We start from the raw sequence: 25,578 nt of genomic DNA, 5'->3' as shown, positions 1-25,578 counted from the left end.
CTCCCGTTTGCGAACAAGCGGCAAAGAAAAGTGGCGCATGAGCGGCAAATGTGCAGCGCGTGCGCACGCCGCGAGGGCGTGCGAGGCGGATTGTGTATGCTTGAGGCGCGGCGCTAGCGCTGCGCGCCGCAATGTAAAGCAGGCGCGAACAAAATCTGAAAAACAAACCGCACAACAAACGAGACGACGACGCGGACCGCCAACGCCGGCCGCCCGCGCAAAGGACGCCACGCATGTCAGCCTCTCGCATTCCCGACGAACCCATCGACCTGCAATTCGCCGACGTGCTGCGCGAAGTGCGCTGGCCCGCCAACAAGGACGAACTCGTGGACGCCGCGCGCGAGGCCGGCGCCAGCAACGAGGTGCTCGGCATCCTCGACGGCATGCCCGAGCAGGATTACCAGGACGTCGCGTCGGTTACGCGGCTGATCGGCAGCAACTACGGCCCTGGCCTCGGCTCCTGACGCGCGCGCGTCGTGGGCTGCGTGCACGCCGGGCTCACGCGTCGCGGCCGAACACCACGCGTGCGAAAAAAGTCCCCAGCACGGTTTCGACGACCGGCGGCGTGACATGCTGCGGATCGGCCGTGGCGAGAAACTGCACCCCGTCGCACAGCCCCATCAGCCCGAGTGCGAGCAATTCAGGATCGAGCGGCACCGGCATGCCCACGCGCGCCGCAAATTCCTCGATGTACACGGCAAGACTCTCGCGTTTTTCCTTCATGAAGGCGTTGTAGCGCGTGCGAAAGCGCGCGTCGCGCGCGGCCAGCAGCCGGGCTTCCACCCACAGCAGGAAGACCTTGTTGTCCTGCGGCATGCGGCTGTAGTAGGAGAGCACGCGCGCCTCCATCTGCTCGCGCGAGACCTCGGTCTCGAAGATGGCGCGCAGGTCGGTCTGCATGGCTTCGTGATCGCGCCGCAGCAATTCCACGAGCAGGTCCGACTTGCCCGAAAAGTTCGAGTAGAACGCGCCGCGCGTGTACCCCGCCGCATGCGCGATGTCCTCGACGCTCGCGCCCACGAACCCTTTTTTCATGAACATGGCCTGCGCGGCGTCGAGCAGGCGCTCGCGCGTCTGGTCGCGGCTTTGTTCGCGGGTGAGTCGAATGCGCTTCATGGCGTGGGGCGTCGTTATGTATCGCGGATGGACGCGAGTCTAGCACTGAAACATTCCTCGGATTCAGTTTCGCACTCAGATACAAGGTTGTATTAGAATCCGGCTCATCATCCCAGGTCCGGGCCGGTGCGTGAGCCGCGCCGCGCCCGCGACTCAACGGCGGCGCAACCGGTCCGGCAGTATTGCGGTCTGCGTGCGCACCCAGCCTATCGAGGTCCAGGTGAATCGTTGCGGTCGTGGCGCATCGAGCAGGATGCGCAGTGGTACCGGTAAGTTCAGTGCGCCATGGCGGCATGCCGCGAATGTGCTTCTCGTGCTCGGCGTCGCCACGCTGGCCGCCTGCGGCAAGGAAAAGGCAGCCCCGCCGCAGCCGCGCCCGGTCGTCTCGATGACCGTGCACCCCGACGGCGGCGGCGTGAGCCCCGCCTATCCCGGCGATATCGAGGCGCGCAACGCCACGCCGCTGTCGTTTCGCGTGAACGGCAAGATCATCGAGCGCAGCGTGCGCCTGGGCGACAGCGTCAAGCCCGGCCAGACGCTCGCGCGGCTCGATCCGGCGGACTTCGAAAAGAACGCGGCCAGCGCGCAGGCCCAACTCGACGCCGCGCAGCATCGCCTCGTCTTCGCGAAGCAGCAGCTCGAGCGCGACACGGCCCAGTCGGCGGCCAATCTCATCGCCCGCGCTCAACTCGAACAGACGCAGGATGCCTACGCCTCGGCCGCGGCCCAGCGCGATCAGGCGCAGCAGCAGCTCGCGCTGGCAAAGAACCAGCTCCGCTATACGCAGATCGTCGCCGACCACGCGGGTGTCATCACCGCCGAAAACGCAGACACCGGCCAGAACGTGCAGGCCGGCCAGGCGGTCTACCAGCTCGCGTGGAGCGGCGACGTCGACGTGGTGTGCGACCTGCCCGAGCGCGCCGTGGCCGCGCTGCACACCGGCGACACCGCGCAGGTCACGCTCGGCGCCCTGCCCGGCCGCCACTACACGGCGCGCCTGCGCGAACTCGCCGCCGCTGCGGACCCGCAAAGCCGCACGTGGCGCGCGCGGCTCACGCTCGAACATCCCGACGCCGACGTGCGTCTCGGCATGACCGCCAACGTGGCGTTCGCGGCCCCGAGCGCGGCCAGCGCGCCGGCCGCGTTTACCGTGCCGGCCACCGCGCTCTTCCACGACGGCGAGGCGCCCGCCATCTGGGTCGTCCACGCGCCCGACAACGTGCTGCAGTTGCGGCGCGTAAGCATCGCGCGCTACGACGCGCGCACGATCACCGTGGCAAGCGGATTGCAGGACGGCGAGCGCATCGTGCTGCAAGGCGTCCATACGGTGCACGCGGGCGAGCGGGTACGGCCGGTCGCGCCGCTGCATCCCGAGGACTTCGCGTCATGAGCCAGACGACGGACCCGGGTCCCGGCGCCGATCACGAAGAGGGCCGCTTCAACCTGTCGGCGTGGGCGCTGCGGCATCGGGCGCTCGTCACCTTTCTCGTTGTTCTCGCAACGATATTCGGCGCGCTCGCCTATACGCGTCTCGCACAATCGGAAGACCCGCCCTTCACGTTCCGCGTGATGGTCATCCAGACCTTCTGGCCCGGCGCGAGCGCGCGCCAGGTCGAGGACCAGGTGACGACCCGCATCGGCCGCAAGCTGCAGGAAACGCCTTATATCGACTTTCTGCGCAGCTATTCGCGGCCCGGCGAATCGCTCGTGTTCTTCACGATGAAGGACTCCGCGCCCGTGAGCGAAGTGCGCGAGACCTGGTACCAGGTGCGCAAGAAAGTCGGCGACATTGCGTACACGCTGCCCCAGGGCGTGCAGGGGCCGTTCTTCAACGACGAGTTCGGCGACGTCTACACCAACATCTACGCGCTGGAGGGCGACGGCTTTTCGCCCGCGCAACTGCACGACTACGCTGACAAGCTGCGCGAGCAGCTGCTGCGCGTGCCCGACGTCGGCAAGGTCGATTATTTCGGCGATCCGCAGCAGCGCATCTACATCGAGATTCCGAACACGCAGCTCACACGCCTCGGCATCTCGCCCACGCAGCTCGGCCAGGTGATCGGCGCACAGAACAGCGTCGCCGCCGCGGGCACGCTCACGACCGCCGACGACCGCGTGTTCGTGCGCCCGAGCGGTCAGTACGAGGACCTCAAGGCGCTCGCCGATACGCTGATCCGCGTGAACGACCGCACGTTTCGGCTCGGCGACATCGCCACGATCCGGCGCGGCTACGACGAGCCGCTCGCCACGCAGATGCGCTTCCAGAACCAGGCCGTGCTCGGCATCGGCCTCACGATGCAGCCGGGCGGCGACGTGATCCGCCTCGGCAAGGCGCTCGATGCGCGCGTCGAGCAGTTGCGCGCGCAACTGCCCGCGGGGCTGAAGCTCGTGGAGGTATCGAGCATGCCCGATGCGGTCGCGCGCTCGGTGGACGACTTCGTCGAAGCCGTGGCCGAGGCCGTGGGCATCGTGCTGCTCGTGAGCCTCGTTTCGCTCGGCGTGCGCACGGGCATGGTGGTGGTCATCACCATTCCGATCGTGCTTGCCGTCACCTCGCTCGCGATGTACCTCTTCGGCATCGGTCTGCACAAGGTTTCGCTCGGCACGCTCGTGCTCGCGCTCGGCCTGCTGGTGGACGACGCCATCATTTCCGTCGAGATGATGGCGGTGAAGCTCGCGCAGGGCTGGAACCGCACGCGCGCGGCCGCCTTCGCCTACACGAGCACCGCGTTCCCGATGCTGACCGGCACGCTCGTCACCGTTTCGGGTTTCTTGCCCATCGTGCTCGCGAGGTCGAGCACCGGCGAGTACACGCGCTCGATCTTCCAGGTCTCCGCCATCGCGCTGATCGCTTCGTGGTTTGCGGCCGTCGTGCTGATCCCGCTGCTGGGCTACCGGCTGCTGCCGGAGCGCAAGCCCGATCCGGATGCGGCGCACGCCGGCAACGGTGGGGATCACGAGCACGAGATCTACGACACGCGTTTCTATCGGCGCCTGCGCGGCTGGATCGGCTGGTGCATCGAGCGCCATGCGATCGTGCTCGTGCTGACCATCGTGCTGTTCGTGGCCGCGCTCGCTTGCTTCAAGCTCGTGCCGCAGCAGTTCTTCCCGAGTTCCGACCGGCCCGAGCTGCTCGTGGACGTGCGCCTGCCCGAAAGCGCCTCGATCGATGCGACGCTGCGCCAGACGAAGCGACTCGAAGCGGCGATCAAGGGCCGCCCCGAGATCGACCATTTCATCGATTTCGTCGGCACCGGCGCGCCGCGTTTTTATCTGCCGCTCGATCAGCAGCTGCAGCAGCCCAATTTTGCGCAGTTCGTGATCACGACGAAGTCGGTCGAAGATCGCGAGAAGCTCGCAAGCTGGCTCGAACCGATGCTGCGCGACAAGTTCCCGGCCATCCGCACGCGTCTGTCACGGCTCGAGAATGGGCCGCCGGTCGGCTACCCCGTGCAGTTTCGCGTGAGCGGCGACGACATCCCGAGCGTGCGCGACATCGCGAACAAGGTGGCAGCGACGATGCGCGCCGATCCGCGCACCGACAACGTCAGTTTCGACTGGGACGAACCGGCGGGACGCTCGCTGCACTTCCAGATCGACCAGCAAAAGGCGCGCGCGCTCAATGTCTCGTCGCAGGACATCGCCAACTTCCTGCAGATGACGTACTCGGGCTATACCGTCACGCAGTTTCGCGAGCGCGACAAGCTCATCAGCGTCGATCTGCGTTCGCCAGCCGCCGAACGCGTCGATCCCGCGCGTCTGCTCTCGCTCGCCATGCCCACACCGAACGGCCCGGTGCCGCTCGGTGCGCTCGGGCATCTCGCCAACGATCTGGAGTACGGCGTGATCTGGTCGCGCGACCGGCAGCCCACGATCACCGTGCAGTCCGACGTGCGGGCGGGCGCGCAAGGCATCGACGTCACGCATGCGCTCGACGGCAAACTGGAATCGATCAAGCGCGCGCTGCCGCCCGGCTACCACATCGAGGTGGGCGGCTCCGTGGAGGAAAGCGCGAAGGGCCAGGCGTCCATCTTCGCGCAGTTGCCGGTGCTCGCCATTGCCGTGCTCACGCTGCTCATGATCCAGCTGCAAAGCATCACGCGCGTGCTGATGGTCGTGCTGACCGCGCCGCTCGGTCTGATCGGCGTGGTGATCGCCTTGCTCGTGTTCGGGCAGCCGTTCGGCTTCGTGGCCATGCTGGGCGTGATCGCCATGTTCGGGATCATTATGCGCAACTCGGTGATTCTCGTGGACCAGATCGAAACGGACATCCGCGCCGGGCACAAGCGCTTCGACGCCGTGGTGGGCGCCACGGTGCGCCGCTTCCGGCCAATCATGCTGACGGCAGCGGCCGCCGTGCTCGCGCTCATTCCGCTCTTGCGCTCGAACTTCTTCGGACCGATGGCCACGGCGCTGATGGGCGGCATCACGATTGCGACCGTGCTCACGCTGTTCTTCCTGCCCGCGGCGTACGCGGCCGCGTTCCGCGTGCGCAGCAGCGAGACTGACGAGACCGGCAAGACGCCGGAACAGGCATCATGAAGACGGATTCTTCGACATTGGCGTCGGGCCCGCATGAAACGGCGCGTTTGCCCGCAACACGTTTTCCGCACGCGCCCGGCTTGCTCGCCGCATGCGCCGCGCTCGCGCTGGCAGGCTGCGCGATGGGCCCGACCGGTGAGCCGCCCGCCATGCCGCAGCCCGAGCACTACGGTGCGCAGGCGCAACCGGCACAGACGGTCGCCGCCCAGGGCGTCGCGCAGCAGTTCGTGACGGGCGCGGAACCGGTGCCGCAATGGTGGACGCTCTACGGCTCCGACGCGCTCGATGCGCTCGTCAACGAGGGGCTCGCCAACAGCCCGAACCTCGCCGCCGCCGACCACAACCTGCAGGCCGCGCGCGAGCAGTTGCGCGGCCAGATCGGCAGCTCGCTGCTGCCGACCGTCGACGCCATCGGCATCGCGCAACGCCAGCAGCAACCCGCGATCCCGCAGTTCGGCATCGACCAGCTGCAATACGCGATCTTTGCGGGCTTGATCGACGTTCGCTACACCTTCGACGTGTTCGGCGCGACCCGCCTGAACAACGCAGCGCTCGCCTCGCGCGTGAACGTGCAGGCGTTCCAGTTCGAGGCCGCGCAGCGCGCGCTCGCGGCGAACATCGTGGCAAGCGCGCTCGGCGCGGCAACGCTGCATGCGCAGATCGACACGACCGAGCAGCTGATCGCGCTCGCCAATGCGCAGGCCGACGACGTGCAAAAGCGCTACGCACTCGGCTCGGCCTCGCACACCGATCTGCTCAGCGCGCAGCAGAGCGCGGCGTCGCTCGCGGCGAGTCTGCCGGGGCTGCGTCAGCAATGGGTCGCACAGCGCCATGCGCTCGCCGTGCTGATCGGCCGTACGCCTGACCAGGCGCCGCCCGACCTCGATCTCGCCAGCCTGACCTTGCCCGCGCAGGTGCCCGTGGTCATCCCTTCAGAACTCCTGAGAACCCGTCCCGACATCGAAGCCGCCGAAGCCACGCTCAAGGCGGCCGCCGCCGGCGTCGGCGCCGCCACCGCGCAGATGTACCCGAGCATCACGCTTTCGGCGGCGCTCGGCCAGGGCGGCTTCAGCTGGCCGGTGGTGACCTCCGGCGCGGGCGCGCTGTGGGCGATCGGCGCTTCGCTTTCGCAGCCGATCTTCCACGGCGGCGCACTCGTCGCCCAGCGGCGCGCGGCGCTGCAGTCCTACGAGGCGGCCAACGACACCTATAAGCAAACGGTGCTCACGGCGTTCCAGGACGTCGCCGACCGCCTCGCCGCGCTCGATCACGACGCCCAGGCCCTCGACGCAGCCAGTACCTCGGCGCGCACGGCCCAGGGCGTCTACGAGGACACCAACGCGCGCTACAAGCTCGGCGCGGTGCCGTGGTACGCGGTGCGCCAAAGCGAGCAGCAATGGCGTAACGCACGGCTCGACGAAATCCGCTATCGCGGCACGCGGCTCTCCGATACGGCCGCCCTCTTCCAGGCGATGGGCAATCCGCCCGTCAACCCGGCAACGCTCGGCAGTGGCCGCGGGGCGGAAACGGCCGCTGCCGCGCCCGCATCGGACGCTGGGGCCGCCGCGCAAGGCAAGTAACACGCGCGATTGTCCGGGCGTCTCGGCGTACCATGATCGCAAGCGCCGCGCACGCCGGCGCAACCGCTTCATGGAGACGACAGCATGCCCCGTCCATCGCTCGACTTCTGGTTCGACCTCGCCAGCAACTACAGCTATCTGAGCGTGATGCGCATCGACGCACTCGCGGCGCGAAATCGCGTGGATGTTCACTGGCGGCCCTTCCTCCTCGGCCCCATTCTCGACGCACTCGGCTGGGAAGGTCCGCCCTTCGTCGTGCAGAAGGAAAAGGGCGCCTATGTGTGGCAGGACATGCGCCGGCAGTGCCACAAATACGCGCTGCCGTGGCAGCAGCCCAGCGAGTTTCCCCGCCGCACCGTGCTCGCGACGCGCATCGCCGTGCTCGCCGCCGACGAGCCGTGGCTGCCCGACTGGTGCCGCGCCGTCATGACGCGCAACTATGGCGACGACCTCGAAGTCGATTCACCCGAAGCGGTTGCACATCTGCTCGACACGCTCGGATTGCCGGCACAGCGGCTCATCGAGGAAGCCGGCAGCGAAGCGAACCGGCTGCGCCTGCGCGAGCGCACCCAGGCGGCGCGCGATCTCGGCATCTTCGGCGCACCGACGTTTTTTGTCGGCGAGGCAATGTTCTGGGGCAACGACCGGCTGGAGGACGCGATCGAAACGGCGCTCTGCGCGCCGCAGAACGGAGACACTGCGTAGTCCTGTTCTCCGCGCTTCACTACCGTGGAGTCATTCGTATTCCTGCCTGTTCAGGCCGTCACGTATTCGCGCGATTCGCACAGCCAAACCTTCGGACTGCGTTCTGACGATGTGTTTTGAGGCGCGATGCCTCATACGGCTTGTCAGTGCACAAAGCCTTTGGCGTCAGCCAGTTAGCTTCGATATCCCAGGGTTATGAACAGGGGCTTCAACAAAAACTGTGGAAAACTCAGCGCGAGAGTTACCCACAGATTTCGTTGACAGCCCTGTGGAAAAGCCCTGGAAAGCTCGACCAACTCCTTGGCCCACAAGGAAATTCTGCTCACCAAACAAAACACGGCGCGCCGTTGCCGACGCGCCGTGTTTATCCTGCAGAACTCATCGAACCAGCATCAAGGCTTGTTCGATTCGAACAGATCCATGATCTGTTTCTTCTCCGTCGTGGTCACGCTCGGCGGGGTCATGCCGCCCGGACCCATGCTGCCGGTCGCGCCGCTCGCATCGCTCGCCGCACCCGCCGGGTTCGCCGAGTCCAGACCGATGCTCGCCACGAAGCCGTTACCCGGCGTCATGTCCGAGAAGAACAGTTCGTCGTTGATCGTCGTGAGGCCCTCGGGCATCGCCGGCTCTTCCTGCGGCACGCCGCGCAGCGCACGCTGCATGTACTCCACCCAGATCGGCAACGCGAGTTGAGCGCCGAATTCGCGGCTGCCGAGGCTCTTCGGCTGGTCATAGCCCATCCACGCCACGGCGACCAGCGTGCGCTGATAACCCGCGAACCAGCCGTCCTTCGCGTCGTTGGTCGTACCGGTCTTGCCTTGCAGGTCGTTGCGATGGAGCACGTTGGTGCCGGCGCCCGTGCCGGCTGTCGCCACCGAGTGCAGCAGGCTGTTCATCACGAACGCGTTGCGCGGCGACAGCGTTTGCGGCGCATTCTGGCCCGCCACCAGCGGCTGCGCGCGCAGGATCGGCTGGCCGCGCGCGTCGTCCACTTCGGCGATCAGGTACGGGTTGATGCGATAGCCGCCGTTCGCGAACACGCTATACGCGCCCGCCGACTGCAGTGGCGTGACGAGGCCCGCGCCGAGCGCCATCGGCAGGTACGGCGGGGTCTTGTCCGCGTCGAAGCCGAAGCGCTGCGTCACGTAGTCCTGCGCGTACTTCGTGCCGATGTACGAGAGGATGCGGATGGATACGAGGTTCTTCGACTTCTGCAGCGCGAGGCGCATCGACATCGGCCCTTCGGGCTGGTCGTCGTCCTTCGGCTCCCACGCGTCGCCGCCCGGCGAGCTGGGGGGGAAGTACAGCGGCGCGTCGTTGATGATCGTCGCCGGTCCGAGCCCCTTTTCGAGCGAAGCCGAGTAGATGAACGGCTTGAAGCTCGAACCCGGCTGACGCCATGCCTGCGTGATGTGATTGAACTTGTTCTTGTTGAAGTCGAAGCCGCCGATCAGCGCACGGATCGCGCCGTCCTGCGGCGTGAGCGAGACGAGCGCGCCTTCGACCTGCGGCAGCTGCGTGATCTGCCAGTTGCCCTTCGCGTCTTCCATCAGGCGCACGATCGAGCCGGGGCGAATGCGCAGCGCCTGCGACGCGCGCGGCGAGAGCGCGGCCGCGACGAAGCGCAGGCCCTCGCCCGTCACCGTCACCGAGGTGCCGTCGAGCTGCTGCGCCGTCACCGACTTCGGGCCCGCGTCGGTCACGACCGCCGAGACGAGGTCGCCGTTGTCCGGGTGATCGGTGAGTGCGTCTTCGATCGCCTGCTCGCGGTCGTCGCCGTCGGCGGGCAGTTGCACGAAGCCTTCCGGTCCGCGATAGCCGTGACGGCGCTCATAGTCCATCACGCCCTTGCGCACGGCCGCGTACGCGGCGTCCTGGTCGGCCGAATCGATCGTCGTCGTCACCGTGAGACCGCGCGTATAGGTCTCGTCCTTGTACTGCGCGTACATCATCTGGCGCACCATTTCCGCGACGTATTCGGCGTGCACGTTGTATTCGGTGCCGGCCGTCTTCGTCTGCAGCGGCTCCTTCATCGCTTCGTCGTACTGCGCCTGGGTGATGTAGCCGAGGTCGAGCATGCGCTTGAGGATGTAGTCCTGGCGAATCTTCGCGCGGTGCGGATTGACGATCGGGTTATACGCCGAAGGCGCCTTAGGCAGGCCCGCGAGCATCGCCGCCTGGGCGAGCGTGATGTCCTTCAGGTCCTTGCCGAAGTACACGCGCGCCGCCGCCGAAAAACCATAGGCGCGCTGACCCAGATAAATCTGGTTCATGTACAGCTCGAGAATCTGGTCCTTCGTGAGTGCGCGCTCGATCTTGTAGGCGAGCAGCATCTCGTAGACCTTACGCGTGTAGGTCTTCTCGCTCGACAGGAAGAAGTTGCGCGCGACCTGCATCGTGATCGTGCTCGCGCCCTGCGAGGCGCCGCCGTGCATGAGGTCCGCCACGCCCGCGCGCAGGATGCCGACGAAGTCCACGCCACCGTGCTCGTAGAACCGGTAGTCCTCGATGGCGAGCACGGCCTTCTTCTGGATGTCAGGAATATCCTGGAAGCGCACGAGCTGACGGCGCTCTTCGCCGAACTCGCCGATCAGCACGTGATCGGCGGTATAGATGCGCAGCGGCACCTTGGGCTGATAGTTGGTGAGAGCGTCGAGCGACGGCAGTTGCGGTCCCATCACGACGAGCGCGTAGCCCAAGAGCAGCGCACCGACCACGCAGAGCGTGCCGACCAGGCCGACGAACCAGAGCGCGAGCGTAGTGCCGATGGAGCGCCGCTTCGGGCTCCCGTCGCGCGGCCCGTTGCCGCCGGACCCGCCGCCCGATTCAGGCCGGCGAGGCGGCTGGCGCCCGTTGTTGAAGGAGGGTTCCCGATCTTCGTTCGGGTACTGCGGTGAAGGCGGTCGTTTGATGATAGGCATGACTGGAATGATGGGCGCGTCTCGAGCGCGCCGGCTGCGCGCAACTCGCGCGCATGGATCTCGACCACGGCGTCATGGCGCCAATGCGGCATACGACGTCGCCGGCTCAATCCCGGCGACGCGGCGCGACCGGCAACGCCCCCGTCCGGCCGCGCGGCGCGCGCTATGGCACGCCACATGCGAATACCCGCCCGATCAGGCGCCATTCGCGAAATGTAACAGCGCATTCTAAAGAAATCGCGGGCGCCGGGTCGCGCTTTTTTTGTAAGAGTTTCTTGGGAAACGCTTCCCGCCCGATTTTTTGGCAGCCCAGGCGCTGGCTTGCGCCGAACATGGCTTTATGCGCGAAAAGTTTCGTAACCGTCCTCCTGTCGTGCGACAAATTAGACATTGCTCCTTTTTTGACGGCAGATTCTTGCAGGCAGGGTTGTTCCTGATCGCGCACCTTCCAATTGCGCATCGGCGCACTCGTCTTATGATGAAAGATCTGCTACATGCCCCTGTCTGCGCCCAGGCGAGCACGCATCCATTCTTACAAAAAGCTGTTGCGCAGGCAGGCAAACCGACGTCATACGAAGCCGACCCAACGGCCCGTCGATCATGAACAAGCCCAGCGAACGCATCGTCGTCTTCGTTACGCCCGCGCAAAAGCGCGCGATCTCCGCCACCGCCGACGAGCTCGGCATCAGCATCAGCGAACTCATGCGCCGCGCCGTGATCGCATTCAGCGCTACGAGCGATCAGGTGAAGGCCGCGAGCATCGTCGACCGGCTGAACGCGCCGCGTCAACCCGACGCCCTCGCCCAGGTGCTGCAAAAGGCCGCGAGGCCGCTGCGCGTGGGCCGTGCGGGCGCGATCCGGCCACCGGTGGGCGCGGCAGCCATCGGTGCGAGCGATGCGACCGCCGACGCGCAAAAGGCCAGCGAAGCGGCCGCGGCCCTTCACGACGACGCCCCCCACGAGGCAACGCCTCAAGCGCCAAACGCCCCCCTGCCCGCCGCGCACACCGAAGAGGCGGACGTGAGCCATGCCGCGCGCGAGATCGCCCAGGCTGTCGCCCGGCTGAGCGCCGAAGCGGCCGCCGCAGCGGAAAGCGCCGCGCTCGACACGGCCGCGGCGCAGTCGCTCGACGTCGAACCGCTGCAGCCGCTGAGCTCGGCGCCCTTCGCGCGCTCGCGGCGCGACGCAAGCGATCCACGCGACGAAGCCCGCAGCGACGACGCCGCGCCCGAAGGCGGCAAATACGCCTGACACGGGCCGCATCCGCTTCGCCCTACGCACGAGTCACGATCGGCTTAACGCCCGCTTACACGCGCGCCCGCGAGCGCCGCGCGGGCCCGATTCCTTTAAGTCCCTTTTAAGACGGGCCGTGGTGTAATATCCGCGATCGATGGCGGCGCCCGGCCTGCAGCGGTGCTTCGCGCCGTGCAGCCAGGCCTCGTCCTGACGAACATACGCGTGCAAGAAAACCCCTTCACGCTATTGCAATTGCCGCACTCGCCCCGATTTGCGCCGTGCATGCGCGCCAGGCGTAAAGCGGCGTAAGCTGGCAGATGGATCCGCCCTCTGCCAGCCGGCTGGCGCGTGTGGCCAACCGCGTACACGCACCTCGGCCCACCATGGCCGATCTCATTTCACTGGAGGAATTCATGTCGCTTTTCGACTCCATCTCCCGCACCGTCAAGGGCCTGCTCAACGACGCCGCCGACTCGGTGCAGGATCCGTCGCGCGACGCGCGCCAGATCGTGCGTGAGCTCGACGACAGCATCGGCCGCGCGGAGAACTCGCTCGTCGAGATCCAGGCGCAGGTCGCGACGCAGCAAAGCAAGCGCGACGTGGCCGCCGACAAGGCGAAGAAGTACGAAGACGGCGCGAAGCGCGCGCTGCAATCGGGCGACGAAGCGCTCGCACGCGAAGCGCTCGGCGCGCAGCAAACCGCCGAAGCCGAACGCGACGCGCTCGCGGGCGAACTCGCGAAGCTCGAACCGTCGGTCGATCAACTGAAGCAGCAGATCGACGACATGCGCCAGCGCCGCAACGATCTGAACGCGCGCTCGAACATCCTGCAGGCGAAGCAGCAGATCGCCCAGGCGAAGGATGTCGCGGCCACGGCGCTGGGCGGCATCGGCGGGAAGAATCTCGATGGCGACTTCCAGAAGCTGGAAGAGAAGGTCGCGCTGTCGAACGCGCGCTCGGACGCCCGCCTGAATTCGTCCGACCAGTCGAGCGGCAAGGCGCTCGACGACAAGCTCGCGGCGCTCAACAAGGGCCCGTCGGTAGACGAGCGCCTCGAGGCGCTCAAGAAGCAGATGAACACGCCGGCACAGTAAGCGCCTGCGTGCTGGATGCGGCGCGGCATGGTCCGTGCGGCCGATGTAGCCGGCAGGCGCCCGAGAGCGCCGCATCCCCGTATCGAATGCCATGGAGACGGGCGTCAATCCGCCCGGCCTGCAACATGAAAAAGTTTCTTGCCGCTGCCAGCATCGCCGTTGCGTCGCTCGCCTTCACGGGCGGCGTTGCGTTTGCCGTGCCTAGCGTGCAGCAGATCGAATCCGCGATGTCCCAGGGCGACTGGCAGCGCGCCGACTCCGGCCTGACCGAAGTCCTGCAGGCGCATCCGGACAACGCTCGCGCGCACTACCTCTACGCTCAGGTGCTCGACCGCGAAGGCCGTTACAGCGACGCGCTTACGCAGGTCGAACAGGCGAAGTCGCTCGATCCGCAAATCCGCTTCACCCAGCCGCAACGTTTCGCGCAGGTCGAAGCGAAGATTCGCTCCGACGCCTCGCGCGCCGGCAGTGTCAACACGAACAGCACGGGCAACCCGTTCACGCAGCAGCAACTGGCCGCGCCCGCGCCACAGAAGCGAGGTCCTGGTATGGGCATGTGGATTGGTATCGCCATCCTGCTGGTCGGCATTGCGCTCGTGCTGCGCTGGACGCTGCGCCGCGCGAAGTCCACCGAAGACGCGAAGGCCGGCGACGACCGCCGCGACCAGCTCAAGCGCGCCACCGAGTTGCTCAACGGCGTGCGTTCGCTCAAGCTCGACGTGAAGCTCTCGACAGCGCCCGGCCACGAAGCGCTCGAAAAGGAAGTCGAGGGACTCGAAGCGCAGTTGCGCAGCCTCGTCGAAACGCTCTCGAACAGCGCGAATCCGCGGCCGCCGTATGAGATTGAGGATCTCGAGCGCCAGTTCGCGAGCCTCAAGGCGCGCGCCGAGGGCCGCCCCGATCCGAATGCGCAGCCTGCCGCGCCCGACTACGGCAGCAACTCCACCTACGCGCGCGAAGCCGACGCCGCCTTCGGACGTCAGCCGCAGTATCCGCCTGCGCCGCCGCAGCAACCGCCGCAGGTCATCGTGCAGCAAGGCGGCGGTGGCATGGGCGGCATGGGTGGCCTGCTCACGGGCGTGCTGCTCGGCGAAGCACTGAACCACGGCCGTGACCGCGTGATCGAGCGCGATGTGCTGGTCGACGACGAAGGCCGCCGGGTGCAGCGCGACGGCAACAATGGCGGCGGCCTCGACTTCGGCCAGGGCTCGAACGACTGGGACGACGGCTCGGGCGGTGGCGGTGTCGATATGGGCAGCAACGACAGTTCGGACGACTGGAACAACTCCTGAACGCCTGAGGCTTCCCGAGCGCAAGCCGCTAAAGCAACGACGGGCTCCTTCATGGAGCCCGTTTTGCATCGGCGCACAACACGACACATCACACATGACGGCGGACGCACACATGGCCAAAGAAGCGCTCGGCAACGGGGGCGCGCTGCGCATCGCCATCATCGGCAGCGGCTTTTCCGGCATCGGCATGGCGATCCGCCTGCGTCGCATGGGCGTGGATTCGTTCACGATCTATGAGGCAGCCGAAGGCCTCGGCGGCACCTGGCGCGACAACGCCTATCCAGGCGCCGCCTGCGATATTCCTTCGCACCTCTACTCGTTTTCGTTCGAGCTGAATCCGGCGTGGACGCGCACCTTCGCGCCGCAGCACGAAATCCTCGACTACCTGCGCCATTGTGCGCACAAGTACGACGTCGAGCGCTTCATCGAATATCGTTCGCGCGTGCGCGCGGCGCGCTTCCTGGAGGCACGCGGCGTCTGGCAGGTGGAGATCGAACGCGACGGCGTGCTCACGACGATCGAAGCCGATATCGTGATCGCCGCGAACGGTCCGCTCTCGCGCCCGGCGCTGCCGCATATCGCGGGCATCGAGCGCTTCGAAGGCAAGCTGTTCCACTCGGCGCGCTGGGACCACGACTACGCGCTCGAAGGCAAGCGCATCGCGGTGATCGGCACCGGTGCGAGCGCGATCCAGTTCGTACCGCAGATCCAGCCGCGCGCGGCGCAGCTCACGGTGTTTCAGCGCACGCCGCCGTGGATCATGCCGCGGCGCGACCGCGCCATCAGCGAGCGCTGGCGCTGGATTTACCGGCACCTGCCGTTCGTGCAACGCGTAGTGCGCGCCGGGATTTACTGGCAGCACGAATCGCGTGCGCTTGGTTTCGCGGTCGAGCCGCGCCTGCTCAAGACGCCAACGAAGTTCGCGCTGAGCTACCTCGCGCACAAGGTGAAAGATCCCGAGCTGCGCGCGCGCCTCACGCCCGACTATCTGCTGGGCTGCAAGCGCGTGCTGCTCTCGAGCGACTACTACCCTGCCCTCGCGCAGCCGAACGTCGAGCTGGTGACCGACGCGATCCGCGAGGTCGTCGCCGATGGCATCGTCACCGCCGACGGCACGCATCGGCCTTACGACGCGATCGTCTGCGGCACGGGCTTTCAGGTCAACGATGTGGACGCGCCCTTCCAGGTGACGGGCGCAGGCGGCCAGGACCTCGGCGAGACATGGCGGCGCGACGGCCCCGAGGCCTACCTCGGCGCGAGCGTCGCGGGCTTCCCGAATCTCTTCTTCGTGATCGGGCCGAACACGGCGCTCGGGCACAACTCGATGATCTACATGATCGAGTCGCATATCGCCTATATCGCGGCCTGCATCCGCGCGCTGCAGCGCTCGGGCGCCCGCACGATGGAGGTTCGCGCCGAGGCGCAGCAAAGCTGGAACGCGCGCGTGCAGGCGCGTTTCGCGCGCACCGTGTGGCAGTCGGGCTGCCGCAGCTACTACCTGACGCGGGCGGGCAAGAACACGGCGCTGTGGCCCGGCTTCACGTTCATGTTCCGCCGCAGAACGCGCCGCGTGCGCACCGCCGACTACGCGTTCGGGCGCTAGACGCGCTGCGGATGTCCCGCGTACACGCGCGTCTCGTAGGCGAAGTTCACGGTGCCGTCCTTTTGTGTCGCCTCGAACAGCTCGCGCAGCGCCGCGAGCATCGGCTCGTGGCGTTCGTCACCCGCGCGCGGGGCATACGACGACGACATGAGCCGTCCGCGCAGGCCATCGAAGTCGAGCAGTTGCGCGTTCGGGAACACGGTCCGATGCTCGAAGCCGTCGCCGAACCAGTCGGCCATCGCGGCCGAGTCGGGATAGGTTTCGGCCACCCGCGCGTAGTCGGGGCAAAACCGCTGCAGGAGCGCCTCGTAGCCCGCCAGAAACGCCGAGCCTTCGAGCAGGCGGCTGTTCCAGAACAGCACGATCTTGCCGCGCGGCTTGAGGATGCGCGCGAATTCGCGCTGCGTGTCGGTCTTGTGGAACCAGTGGAACGCCTGCGCGGCGCTCACGAGATCCACGCTCGCGGCTTCGAGCGTGGTCGCCTCCGCCGTGCCCGCCACGCTGCGATAGCCTTGATAGCCGCCCAGCAGCTCGTCCGCCGCGGCGCGCATGGCCGCGTTCGGCTCGACAGCCGTGACCGGATGGCCCGCGTCGAGAAAGAGTTTCGTGGAAAGGCCCGTGCCCGCGCCGATGTCGGCCACGGGCGCGCCCGGCGCGATGCCGCACTCCACATGCACGAAGGTCGCCACTTCGCGCGGATAGGTCGGCCGGAATTTCACGTAGTCTGCGACCCGGTCGGTGAAACGCCGGGTGGAATCGTCGATCATCGTCTGCCCTTTCGTCGTTCAACCGCCCCCGCCGAGGAGCTTCACCAGCTCCCAGAGGAAGCGCAACACCATCACGATCAGCTCCCAGAGCTGGATCAGCTGCTGCCAGAGCGCGAGCGGCGCGCTCCCGCCGAAAATCGCTTCTATCATCTTGCTCCCGTCGCGACGCCCCTTTGCTCCCCATTGCCGGCATTCGAAGCGCCCGAGTTCCCGATCATAGCGCCAGGCGCCACCCCTGCGCTCAAGTCGCCGTGTTACACGCCGTAAACAAGTTCAGAAAGCCCGGCGATCGGACCTGCCGACGACCGGGCACGCAGCTTTGGGCAGTTTTGTCCGCAGCTTTCATGGCGCACCGGGAAAGGAGACACCCGATGGCACGTTTGCGTTTGCTGGGTCTGCGCGGCCGCCGCCGCGCGGGAAAATCCGCCGGCGTGGTCGGCGACATTGCCGCACATGCCGGCAGGCTCGGTATCGAGATCTGCGACGTGGCAGGCCATGTCGACGAAGTGGCCGCGCGCGTGCAGCGTCAGACCGACGTTTGCCACGCCCTGCGCGAGTCCGCGGCCCACACCCTCGCCGGCAACCATCAGATCGCCACGGCCGCGCGCGCCATGCGCGCGCTGAGCACCGGCACCGCCGCCACCGTGCAGCAGTCGCAGCAGACCATCGAGGAGTCGCTTGCCGACATTCACGGTCTCGTGGAGAGCGTCACCGTCATCGAGACGCAGATCCGGGCGCTCAAAAGCGCGCTCGCGCATGTCTCGAAGGTTTCCGAGGAAATCTCCCTGATCGCGCGGCAAACCCAGCTTCTCGCGCTCAACGCGGCCATCGAGGCGGCGCGCGCGGGCGAGTCCGGCAAGAGCTTCGCCGTGGTCGCGGCCGAGGTGAAGAACCTCTCCGCCAAGACTGCGCAGGCCACCGGCCAGATCGAGCAGACGCTCGGGCAACTCACGCAGCAGACCGAGCAGCTCATTGCCGAGGGCACCGCCAACACCGAACGCGCGCATCGCGTGCGCGAGGGCACGCACACGATCGGCGAGGCCGTGCACAGCACCGGCCAGGCGATCATGCAGCTCGACGAGCACGCCGGCCAGATCGCCCAGCTCACGGGCGAGATCGAGACGAAGTGCGACGGGCTCGAGAGCCAGGTGGGCGAGATGGTCGCGGGCGTCGAAGATTCGGGGCGCAACTTCGTGCAGGCGAAGGATCAGCTCGGCAAGCTGCTCGAGGTCTCCGAAACGCTCATCGAGCTTTCCGCCGCAACCGGCGTGGAAACCGACGACACCCGCTTCATCGAGACGGTGCAGCGCGCCGCCGCCCAGGTGAGCAAGCTGTTCGAAGGCGCGCTCGCGCGTGGCGAGGTCGGCGAAGCGGATCTGTTCGACAGCGTCTACACCCCTGTGCCGAACACGAACCCGCAGCAGCATTTGACGCGCTTCACGGCCTTCACCGACCGTATGCTGCCCCCGATCCTCGAACCGCTGCTCGCGTTCGACGAACGCGTCGCCTTCTGTGTCGCCATCGATCCGCGCGGCTACATACCGACCCACAATCGCAAGTTCTCGCATCCGCAGGGCGCCGACCCGGTGTGGAACGCCGCGAACTGCCGCAATCATCGAATATTCAACGACCGCGCGGGTCGCGCCGCCGGTTCGCATACCAAGCCCTTCCTGCTGCAAACCTACCGTCGCGACATGGGCGGCGGCACGTTCGTGATGATGAAGGACGCCTCCGCGCCGATTTTCGTGAACGGTCGGCACTGGGGAGGATTTCGCATGGGATACCGGCTGTAGCGACTGCGCCGCAAAAAGCAAACGGCTCGCGGACATCACTGCCCACGAGCCGCTTTTAACATGCGTTTCGAAGCGCGGCGGCGCTCAGACGGCCATCGCCATCCGCTTGCGCTCTGCGCGCTGCATGAAGTAGTTGCCGGCGATCACACCCACCGTCACGACCGCGATGAAGAGCGTCGCGAGCGCATTCATCTCCGGGTTCAGGCCCAGGCGCACGCGCGAAAACACCACGAGCGGCAAGGTGGTCGAGCCCGGGCCCGAAAGGAACGCCGAGAGCACCAGATCGTCGATCGACAGCGTGAACGACAGCAGCCAACCCGCCGCAAGCGCCTGCGAGATGAGCGGCAGCGTGATCTGGAAAAACACCTTGAACGGCGTTGCGCCAAGGTCCAGCGCCGCTTCTTCGAGCGATGGGTTCAACTCGCGAACGCGCGACTGCACAATGATGGCGACGTACGAAATGCACAGCATGACGTGGCCGATCCAGATCGTGAACACACCGCGCCCCGCAGGCCAGCCAATCAGCTTGCCCATTTCCACGAACAGCAGCAGCAGCGAAATGCCCTGGATCACTTCGGGAATCACGAGCGGCGCGTTGATCATGCCCGAGAAGAGCGTGAAGCCGCGAAAGCGTCCCATGCGCGCGAGCACGAAGCCAGCCCACGTGCCGATGAACACCGAGGCGAACGCCGTCATCAGCGCGATGCGCAGCGAGAGCCATGCAGCCGTGATCAACTCGTCGTCGGTGATGAGCGCCTGATACCAGCGCGTGGAAAAGCGCGTCCACACCGTCACGAGTTGCGACTCGTTGAACGAGTAGACGACCAGGCTCAGGATCGGAATATAGAGGAACGCGAAGCCGAGGCCGAGCGCGATGAACTGCAGAACGCGATTCGGTTTCATTTGCCGCGGCCCTCCAGTTCCTTCGCCTGGTAGTGCTGGAACAGCGCCATCGGCACGAGCAGCAGCAGCACCATCGCGCAGGTCACCGCGGAGGCCATCGGCCAGTCGGCATTGTCGAAGAACTCGTTCCACATGACGCGTCCGATCATCAGCGTGTTCGCGCCGCCGAGCAGTTCAGGAATCACGTACTCGCCCACCGCCGGAATGAACACGAGCAGGCAGCCGGCGATGATGCCGTTCTTCGAGAGCGGCAGCGTGATTTCCACGAACGCGCGCCACGGTTTCGCGCCGAGGTCGTAGGCCGCTTCGAGCAGCGTGAGGTCCATCTTCACGAGGTGCGCGTAGAGCGGCATCACGAGAAACGGCAGATACGAATACACCATGCCGATATAGACCGCCGTGTTCGTGTGATACAGCTCGATGGGCGAATGAATGATGCCGATCGACATCAGGAAATTGTTCAGCAGTCCGTTGTTCTTCAGGATGCCGATCCACGCGTACACGCGGATCAGGAACGAGGTCCAGAACGGCAGCATCACGGCCATCATGAGGATGTTGCGCGAGGCCGGATTCGAGCGCGCGATGTAATACGCCATCGGATAGCCGATGATGAGGCACAGCAGCGTCGAAATCGCCGCCACGACCACCGAATTCACGTAGGTCGCGAAGTACAGGCTGTCCTGGAACAGGAACGCGTAGTGCGAAAGGTCGAGCGAGATATGCCAGATGCCATCCGCGAACGACGTCAGCTCCGTGTACGGCGGAATGCCGAGCTGCTGGTCGGCGAAGCTGATCTTCACCACCAGGATGAACGGCACGAGGAAGAACAGCAGCAGCCAGATGAACGGGCCCGCCACGACGGCCGTGCGCCCCGTCAGGTTGAAGCGTTTCGCCGGCCAGTTCAGGATGCGGCGGAAAGTCGTCGCGCTCATGACGTCAGCACCACACCGGCCGAAGCGCTCCAGCGCACGTAGACTTCGTCTTCCCAGGTGGGCGAGTCGATCTCGGAGAGCGCGAGGCTCGACATGTTCGCGATCACCGTTTTGCCCGAGTCGAGCTTGACGTGGTACAGCGAGTAGCCGCCCATGTAGGCGATGTTCTTGACCACGCCCTTGCCCCAGTTGAACACGCCCTCGGGCGGCTTGCGCGTGAGCGAGATGCGCTCCGGGCGTACCGAGATCGTCACGGGCATGCCGAGCGGACCGGTGATGCCGTGGTTCACATAGAGACGCACCGGCAACTCGGCGCACTCGACGAACACGTGATCGGGCTCGTCCTCGACCACGTTGCCATCGAAAAGATTGGTCGAGCCGATGAACTCGGCCGAGAAGCGGCTGTTCGGGAACTCGTAGACCTGGTTGGGCGTGCCGAGCTGGACAATCTCGCCTTCGCTCATCACCGCGAGGCGCCCCGCCATCGTCATCGCTTCTTCCTGGTCGTGCGTGACCATGATGCAGGTGACGCCGACCTTGTCGAGAATGTTGACGAGTTCGATTTGCGTGCGCTGGCGAATCTGCTTGTCGAGCGCCGACATCGGCTCGTCGAGCAGGAGCAGCTTCGGGCGCTTCACGAGCGAGCGCGCGAGCGCCACGCGCTGCTGCTGGCCGCCCGAAAGCTGGTGCGGCTTGCGCTTGGCAAAGCGCGTCATCTGCACGAGTTCGAGCGCGTTGGCTACTCGATCCTTCAGTTCGCCCTTCTTCACCCCTTCCTGGCGCAGCCCGAAGCCGACGTTCGACTCCACCGTCATGTGCGGAAAGAGTGCGTACGACTGGAACATCATGTTGACCGGGCGGCGGTACGGCGGCATCGACGCGAGATCCTCGCCGTCGATCAGGATCTTGCCCGACGTCACGGTCTCGAGACCCGCGAGCATGCGCAACAAGGTGGACTTGCCGCAGCCCGAGCTGCCGAGCAGCGCGAACAGCTCGCCCTTCTTCACCGACAGATTGACGCCCTTGACGGCTGTCGTCTCGCCGAACTTCTTGACGACATCGACGATCTGCACGAAGTTGTCCGCGGCCGAATCTGCCGCGGTGAAGCCCGAAGGCAGCGAACCGGCGGATGCCGGCGCGCTCGACTGGTCACTCATGATTCTCTCTGCCCTGCCTGTTTCTGCGTGAATGCTGGACGGGGTTGACGAACAAAGCCCCCGGCATCGTGCCGAGGGCTCGGGGTAAAACGGGATCGAATTTCAACCGCGGCTGTGACCGCGTCAGCGGCCCGACTTGAACTCGGTCCACAGACGCGTCTGCAGGCGCTGGATCTCAGGCGGCAGCGGCTTGAGCAGGAACAGCGTCTTCAGGACTTCGGGCGGCGGGTACACGGCCGGGTCGTTGGCGATGTCCTTGTCCACGTACTTGCGCGCTTCCGCGTTCGCGCTCGGGTAGTAGACCGCGTTCGTGATCGCTGCGTGGACCTGCGGCGTCTCGATATAGTTGATCCACTCGTGCGCGGCTTCCTTGTGCTGCGCATCCTTCGGGATGGTCATCACGTCAAACCAGATCGGCGCGCCGCCCTTCGGGATGTAGTACTCGATCTTGTAGGGCTTCTTCGCGTCGATGGCGCGGTGCTTGGCGATCACGACGTCGCCCGACCAGCCGTACGCGAAGCAGATGTCGCCGCCCACGAGGTCGTTGATGTAGCCCGACGAGTTGAACTGCGTGATGTACGGGCGGATCTTCTTCATCATCGCGAGCGCGGCGCGATAGTCGTCCGGGTTCGTCGAGAGCGGGTCCTTGCCGATGTAGTGCAGCGCGGCCGCGAACATCTGGTCCGGCGCGTCGAGCACGGACACGCCGCAGGCCTTCAGCTTCGAGATGTTCTCTGGCTTGAAGAGGATGTCCCAGTTGTCGAGCGGCACGTTCTTGCCGAGGATCTGCTGCGCCTTCGTGACGTTATAGGCGAGACCCGTCGTGCCGTACGCCCAGGGCACCGCGTACTTGTTGCCCGGATCCGCGCCGGCGACGAGCGCCATCAGCTGCGGATCGAGGTACTTGAGGTTGGGGATCTTCGACTTGTCGAGCGGCGCGAAAATGCCGGCGGCGATCTGCTTGCCCGCGTAATTGCTGGTCGGCACGACGATGTCGTAGCCCGAGTTGCCAGCGAGCAGCTTGGCCTGGAGCGTGTCGTCGCTGTCGTAGTTGTCGTACTTGACCTGAACGCCGGTCTGCTTGGTGAAGTTCGGAATCGTGTCCTTGGCGATGTAATCGGACCAGTTGTACACGTTCAGCTGCGTGTCCTTCGCCACCGACGTCATCCACGGCGCCGCGCACAGTGCGAGCGCGGCCAGTTGCGCCACAACCCCTTTCTTCATCCCGTTCTCCGATCCTGACCGGCTCCGGCCGGCTGCCTGCCTCGCTTCGTGCCGTGCTTCGTGTTACCTGCGCACGACTCCCCTGACTTTCCCAGAACCTACCATCAAACCCGCCCGGCAAGAAATAAAACGCGGGCGTGTCGCGCAAACGGAACATGGGCCATGGAAAGCCGGCAAGCCGTGCGCGGACGGTAAATCGCGCGCAATTTTAGCCGTTTCACGGGCCGTGTCCACAAAAAACCGCTTCGATGGCGCATGCGCGCGACGCCCGGCTACTGGCGGGGCGCGGCACCGCCCTCCACCTTGCTATCGCCTTGCAGCGGCCCGGCCGATTCATCGCGCATCGCGCGTCGCCACGGCTCGCCTCGCGGTGCGGGCGGCCGCCCCGCGCCGTATCGGTTAACATAGCGACGTTTCGTACCGAAGCCGGCGCGCGCGACGCCCGGCCACGCCCCAAGGCTCTTCAATGGCATCCAATCTCCACGACCTCCCCGACAGCCCGTGCATCGGTGTGTGCTCGACACTCTTCGACGACGTCTGCAAAGGCTGCGGACGCACCGCCGGGGAAGTCTCCAACTGGGTTTTTCTGAGCGATGAAGAAAAGCGCGCCGTGTGGGAGCGCATCGAGCGCGACGGCACCGCCATGCGCTTCCAGAAGGACCGCGCCTGAACGCGGATAAAAAACGCCGGGCATGCCGGCGTTAGAAGAAGCGGTGGTCAGGCGATCGATCAGAACTTCATGCCGACGCCCAGACCCACCACGAGCGGATCGATATGCAACGTGCCGAGCGACGTGCCGGCCAGCGACGCATCCGTGTGCATCCAGATCTTCTTGATATCCGCGTTCACGAAGATGCGCTTCGTCACCTGGAAGTCGATACCGAACTGCAGCGCCGGACCCCAGCTGTGATTGTCGATCGAAACCGACTGGCCGCCTGCGTGCAGACCGTTGTTGTAGAACAGCGTGTAGTTGATACCCGCGCCCACGTACGGCCGCACCCTGCCCGCGTTGTTGAAGTGATACTGCAGCAGCAGCGTAGGCGGAAGCACGCCCACGCCGCCGAGTGCACCGATATTCGACGTCACCTGGTTGCGCGACGTGCCGAGAATCAGCTCGACGCCGATGTTGTTGGTCGCCATGTAGGTGAAGTCGAGCTCGGGCACGATGGCGTTGTTCACGTCCGCACCAAGCGCGCCGAGCGTACCGCTGCCGCGCGCGTCCGGCGCGATCTCGATCGCGCGCAGGCGCACCAGCCAGTCGCCTGCGTAAATGCCCGAATCGGGAGAACCGGCCGCGCTGGCCGGCACTGCCAGGAAGGCCGCGCCCATGGTGAGCGCGGCAGTGGCTGCTGCCTTTCTAATTGCTTTATACATCGTTAATCCCCGTGTCTGTAGGTCTAGCCTTGAAGGCCTACAAATTGTCAGAGACGGGGTCTGGCGCCGTTTTGATACGTATCAAGCCAGCGCGAACGCTGCTCGTTGTGCGACCGCGGGTCGCGCAACGCCGGTCAGCAGCAACTCCAGCAGGTCGCGGACACTGCGGATCGCATTGCCGAACGGCAACGCTTCACGGCCGCGGAAGAACAGGCCGTTCGCGACGTCGCCACGCAACGCCGCAGCGAGGCGCGTGTCGATGCAGAAGTGGCCGAACTTCTCGATGCCGTCGCGCAGCCCGCAGGCCGAAAGACATTCGAGACCGGTTGGGCAAGCAAGCTTGAGCGAGCCGATCTTGGTGCGAATGCGCGACTCGTTGCGCAGGTAACGTTCGAGCCACGGCGTTTTCACCGCGCGTGCGGGCAGGCCCGTCACGCTCACGAACTCGACGATGTCTTCAGGCTTCGCCTCGGCGAGCACGCGCTTGAACTCGGGGTGCGCGTCGCCCTCCTCCGTCACCGCGAACGGCGTGCCGACCTGCACCCCGTTCGCGCCCGCCTCGAGCCATTTGCGCACGGCCTCGTGGCTGTTCACGCCGCCCGCCACGACGAGCGGCACGTCGCGCCGCGAAATGCCGAGCGTGGCATAGACGGCTTCGAGTTCCTCGAAGATCTGCGTGAAGGCGAAGCGCTCGTTGCCCATGTCGGCGATGTCGGTCACGCCGAGGTGGCCGCCCGCGTAGGCAGGATGCTCGATCACGATGGCGTCGGGCAGGCGGCCCTTCTTCATCCACTTCTTGAGCACGAGCGCGACGCCGCGTGCGTCGGACAGGATCGGCACGAGCGCGATGTCCACGCCCGCCGTGAGGTCGGGCAGATCGAGCGGCAAGCCGGCGCCCATGACGATGGCGTCGGCGCCTTGCTCACAGGCGGTGCGCACGTAGTCGGCATGGGCGTTCACCGCCTTCATGACGTTCACGGCGATCATGCCGTTGCCGCCCGCGAGCTTGCGTGCCGCCGCGATCTCGCGGCCGAGCGCGATGAGGTTCGCGCGCGCGAGCGTTTCGTGCCGCGGGTCCGCGCGGCACATGTCCATGAGATCGCTGTGATGATGGCGCAGGTCGATGCTCGCGATCGTGCCGAGCGCGCCTTCACGCGCCACACTGCCAGCCAGCCGGTGTGCCGAAATGCCGACACCCATGCCGCCCTGCACGACGGGCAGGAGTTGACGACCGCGAATCTGGAGCGGAGCGAAGGAGTGTCCAGGAAACATGTTGTGCTCTGTCGATGACAAAGCGCCTATGGTCGCGCGTACCCCACATAAGACATTGACGTGCATC

The 25,578-nt window shown here is 66.0% G+C and carries 22 protein-coding genes; 11 read left to right on the top strand and 11 right to left on the bottom strand.

Annotated elements, in window-relative coordinates:
• The first annotated feature begins 233 nt into the window (after positions 1 to 233).
• Positions 234 to 464: a DUF2795 domain-containing protein gene (locus AB4Y35_RS13140; protein WP_069265678.1), complete on the top strand. Its 231-nt coding sequence runs from the start codon at positions 234 to 236 to the stop codon at positions 462 to 464.
• Between the two features lie 34 nt (positions 465 to 498).
• Here the strand turns inward: AB4Y35_RS13140 and AB4Y35_RS13135 are convergent, their stop codons facing one another.
• Positions 499 to 1,116: a TetR/AcrR family transcriptional regulator gene (locus AB4Y35_RS13135; RefSeq protein ID WP_368704711.1), complete on the bottom strand. Its 618-nt coding sequence runs from the start codon at positions 1,114 to 1,116 to the stop codon at positions 499 to 501.
• Positions 1,117 to 1,369: 253 nt separating this feature from the next.
• On the opposite strand from AB4Y35_RS13135, the gene AB4Y35_RS13130 reads away from it, so the two are divergent.
• The 4 genes from AB4Y35_RS13130 to AB4Y35_RS13115 all read left to right on the top strand — a co-directional run bounded on the left by AB4Y35_RS13130 (position 1,370) and on the right by AB4Y35_RS13115 (position 7,943).
• On the top strand, positions 1,370 to 2,506 hold the full coding sequence (locus AB4Y35_RS13130; protein ID WP_368704710.1) for an efflux RND transporter periplasmic adaptor subunit: 1,137 nt from the start codon (positions 1,370 to 1,372) through the stop codon (positions 2,504 to 2,506).
• Positions 2,503 to 5,658, top strand: a complete 3,156-nt coding sequence (locus AB4Y35_RS13125) for an efflux RND transporter permease subunit (RefSeq protein WP_368704709.1) — start codon at positions 2,503 to 2,505, stop codon at positions 5,656 to 5,658. The genes AB4Y35_RS13130 and AB4Y35_RS13125 overlap by 4 nt, the downstream gene beginning before the upstream one ends.
• Positions 5,655 to 7,238, top strand: coding sequence for an efflux transporter outer membrane subunit (locus AB4Y35_RS13120; protein WP_368704708.1), 1,584 nt, complete (start codon positions 5,655 to 5,657; stop codon positions 7,236 to 7,238). Before AB4Y35_RS13125 ends, AB4Y35_RS13120 begins: the two co-directional genes overlap by 4 nt.
• Positions 7,239 to 7,322: 84 nt before the next feature.
• On the top strand, positions 7,323 to 7,943 hold the full coding sequence (locus AB4Y35_RS13115; RefSeq protein WP_368704707.1) for a 2-hydroxychromene-2-carboxylate isomerase: 621 nt from the start codon (positions 7,323 to 7,325) through the stop codon (positions 7,941 to 7,943).
• Between the two features lie 392 nt (positions 7,944 to 8,335).
• Here AB4Y35_RS13115 and AB4Y35_RS13110 read toward each other — a convergent pair whose 3' ends face one another.
• Complete coding sequence (locus AB4Y35_RS13110) at positions 8,336 to 10,864, bottom strand: penicillin-binding protein 1A (protein WP_368704706.1); 2,529 nt, start codon at positions 10,862 to 10,864, stop codon at positions 8,336 to 8,338.
• Positions 10,865 to 11,027: 163 nt separating this feature from the next.
• Positions 11,028 to 11,324 (bottom strand): hypothetical protein, encoded by a 297-nt coding sequence (locus AB4Y35_RS13105; protein WP_368704705.1) that lies wholly within the window; start codon positions 11,322 to 11,324, stop codon positions 11,028 to 11,030.
• Positions 11,325 to 11,464: 140 nt separating this feature from the next.
• Here AB4Y35_RS13105 and AB4Y35_RS13100 point away from each other — a divergent pair, with 140 nt between their 5' ends.
• From AB4Y35_RS13100 to AB4Y35_RS13085, 4 genes are all read left to right on the top strand, one after another.
• The gene (locus AB4Y35_RS13100) at positions 11,465 to 12,115 is read left to right on the top strand and encodes a hypothetical protein (RefSeq protein WP_368704704.1); all 651 of its coding nucleotides are present in this window, start codon (positions 11,465 to 11,467) and stop codon (positions 12,113 to 12,115) included.
• 398 nt (positions 12,116 to 12,513) lie between these two features.
• Entirely contained in the window at positions 12,514 to 13,194 is a 681-nt protein-coding gene (locus AB4Y35_RS13095) for a PspA/IM30 family protein (protein WP_069265671.1), read from the top strand.
• Between the two features lie 125 nt (positions 13,195 to 13,319).
• Positions 13,320 to 14,486: a tetratricopeptide repeat protein gene (locus AB4Y35_RS13090; RefSeq protein WP_368704703.1), complete on the top strand. Its 1,167-nt coding sequence runs from the start codon at positions 13,320 to 13,322 to the stop codon at positions 14,484 to 14,486.
• 112 nt (positions 14,487 to 14,598) lie between these two features.
• Positions 14,599 to 16,089 carry a flavin-containing monooxygenase gene (locus AB4Y35_RS13085; protein ID WP_368704702.1) on the top strand — a complete coding sequence of 497 codons (1,491 nt, stop codon included), beginning with the start codon at positions 14,599 to 14,601 and terminating at the stop codon, positions 16,087 to 16,089.
• Here the strand turns inward: AB4Y35_RS13085 and AB4Y35_RS13080 are convergent.
• Together AB4Y35_RS13080 and AB4Y35_RS13075 are read right to left on the bottom strand one after the other, a co-directional pair.
• Positions 16,086 to 16,856, bottom strand: a complete 771-nt coding sequence (locus AB4Y35_RS13080) for a class I SAM-dependent methyltransferase (protein ID WP_368704701.1) — start codon at positions 16,854 to 16,856, stop codon at positions 16,086 to 16,088. The genes AB4Y35_RS13085 and AB4Y35_RS13080 overlap by 4 nt on opposite strands.
• Positions 16,857 to 16,874: 18 nt before the next feature.
• Positions 16,875 to 17,006, bottom strand: coding sequence for a hypothetical protein (locus AB4Y35_RS13075; protein ID WP_256094777.1), 132 nt, complete (start codon positions 17,004 to 17,006; stop codon positions 16,875 to 16,877).
• A 221-nt stretch (positions 17,007 to 17,227) separates the two neighbouring features.
• On the opposite strand from AB4Y35_RS13075, the gene AB4Y35_RS13070 reads away from it, so the two are divergent.
• Positions 17,228 to 18,649, top strand: coding sequence for a methyl-accepting chemotaxis protein (locus AB4Y35_RS13070; protein ID WP_368704700.1), 1,422 nt, complete (start codon positions 17,228 to 17,230; stop codon positions 18,647 to 18,649).
• A gap of 84 nt (positions 18,650 to 18,733) precedes the next feature.
• Here the strand turns inward: AB4Y35_RS13070 and AB4Y35_RS13065 are convergent, their stop codons facing one another.
• From AB4Y35_RS13065 to AB4Y35_RS13050, 4 genes are all read right to left on the bottom strand, one after another.
• Positions 18,734 to 19,552 (bottom strand): ABC transporter permease subunit, encoded by an 819-nt coding sequence (locus AB4Y35_RS13065; RefSeq protein WP_069265666.1) that lies wholly within the window; start codon positions 19,550 to 19,552, stop codon positions 18,734 to 18,736.
• On the bottom strand, positions 19,549 to 20,484 hold the full coding sequence (locus tag AB4Y35_RS13060; protein ID WP_368704699.1) for an ABC transporter permease subunit: 936 nt from the start codon (positions 20,482 to 20,484) through the stop codon (positions 19,549 to 19,551). The genes AB4Y35_RS13065 and AB4Y35_RS13060 overlap by 4 nt, the downstream gene beginning before the upstream one ends.
• A complete protein-coding gene (locus AB4Y35_RS13055; protein ID WP_368686338.1) occupies positions 20,481 to 21,644 on the bottom strand; it encodes an ABC transporter ATP-binding protein in 1,164 nt (387 codons plus the stop codon). The genes AB4Y35_RS13060 and AB4Y35_RS13055 overlap by 4 nt, the downstream gene beginning before the upstream one ends.
• A gap of 120 nt (positions 21,645 to 21,764) precedes the next feature.
• The gene (locus AB4Y35_RS13050; RefSeq protein WP_133186742.1) at positions 21,765 to 22,865 is read right to left on the bottom strand and encodes a polyamine ABC transporter substrate-binding protein; all 1,101 of its coding nucleotides are present in this window, start codon (positions 22,863 to 22,865) and stop codon (positions 21,765 to 21,767) included.
• A 466-nt stretch (positions 22,866 to 23,331) separates the two neighbouring features.
• Between AB4Y35_RS13050 and AB4Y35_RS13045 the strand changes: the two genes are divergently transcribed.
• Complete coding sequence (locus AB4Y35_RS13045) at positions 23,332 to 23,535, top strand: DUF1289 domain-containing protein (protein WP_321925507.1); 204 nt, start codon at positions 23,332 to 23,334, stop codon at positions 23,533 to 23,535.
• Between the two features lie 59 nt (positions 23,536 to 23,594).
• On the opposite strand, the gene AB4Y35_RS13040 is transcribed toward AB4Y35_RS13045, so the two are convergent.
• On the bottom strand, positions 23,595 to 24,194 hold the full coding sequence (locus tag AB4Y35_RS13040) for an OmpW family protein (RefSeq protein WP_368693655.1): 600 nt from the start codon (positions 24,192 to 24,194) through the stop codon (positions 23,595 to 23,597).
• A gap of 126 nt (positions 24,195 to 24,320) precedes the next feature.
• Positions 24,321 to 25,511 carry an NAD(P)H-dependent flavin oxidoreductase gene (locus tag AB4Y35_RS13035; protein WP_368704698.1) on the bottom strand — a complete coding sequence of 397 codons (1,191 nt, stop codon included), beginning with the start codon at positions 25,509 to 25,511 and terminating at the stop codon, positions 24,321 to 24,323.
• Between the last annotated feature and the right edge of the window lie 67 nt (positions 25,512 to 25,578).

Source organism: Paraburkholderia sp. EG286A (assembly GCF_040965375.1).
In the GTDB taxonomy this organism is placed as follows: Bacteria; Pseudomonadota; Gammaproteobacteria; order Burkholderiales; family Burkholderiaceae; genus Paraburkholderia.
The sequence above is the reverse complement of the archived record's forward strand: the minus strand, read 5'-3'. Positions and strand labels throughout refer to the sequence as shown.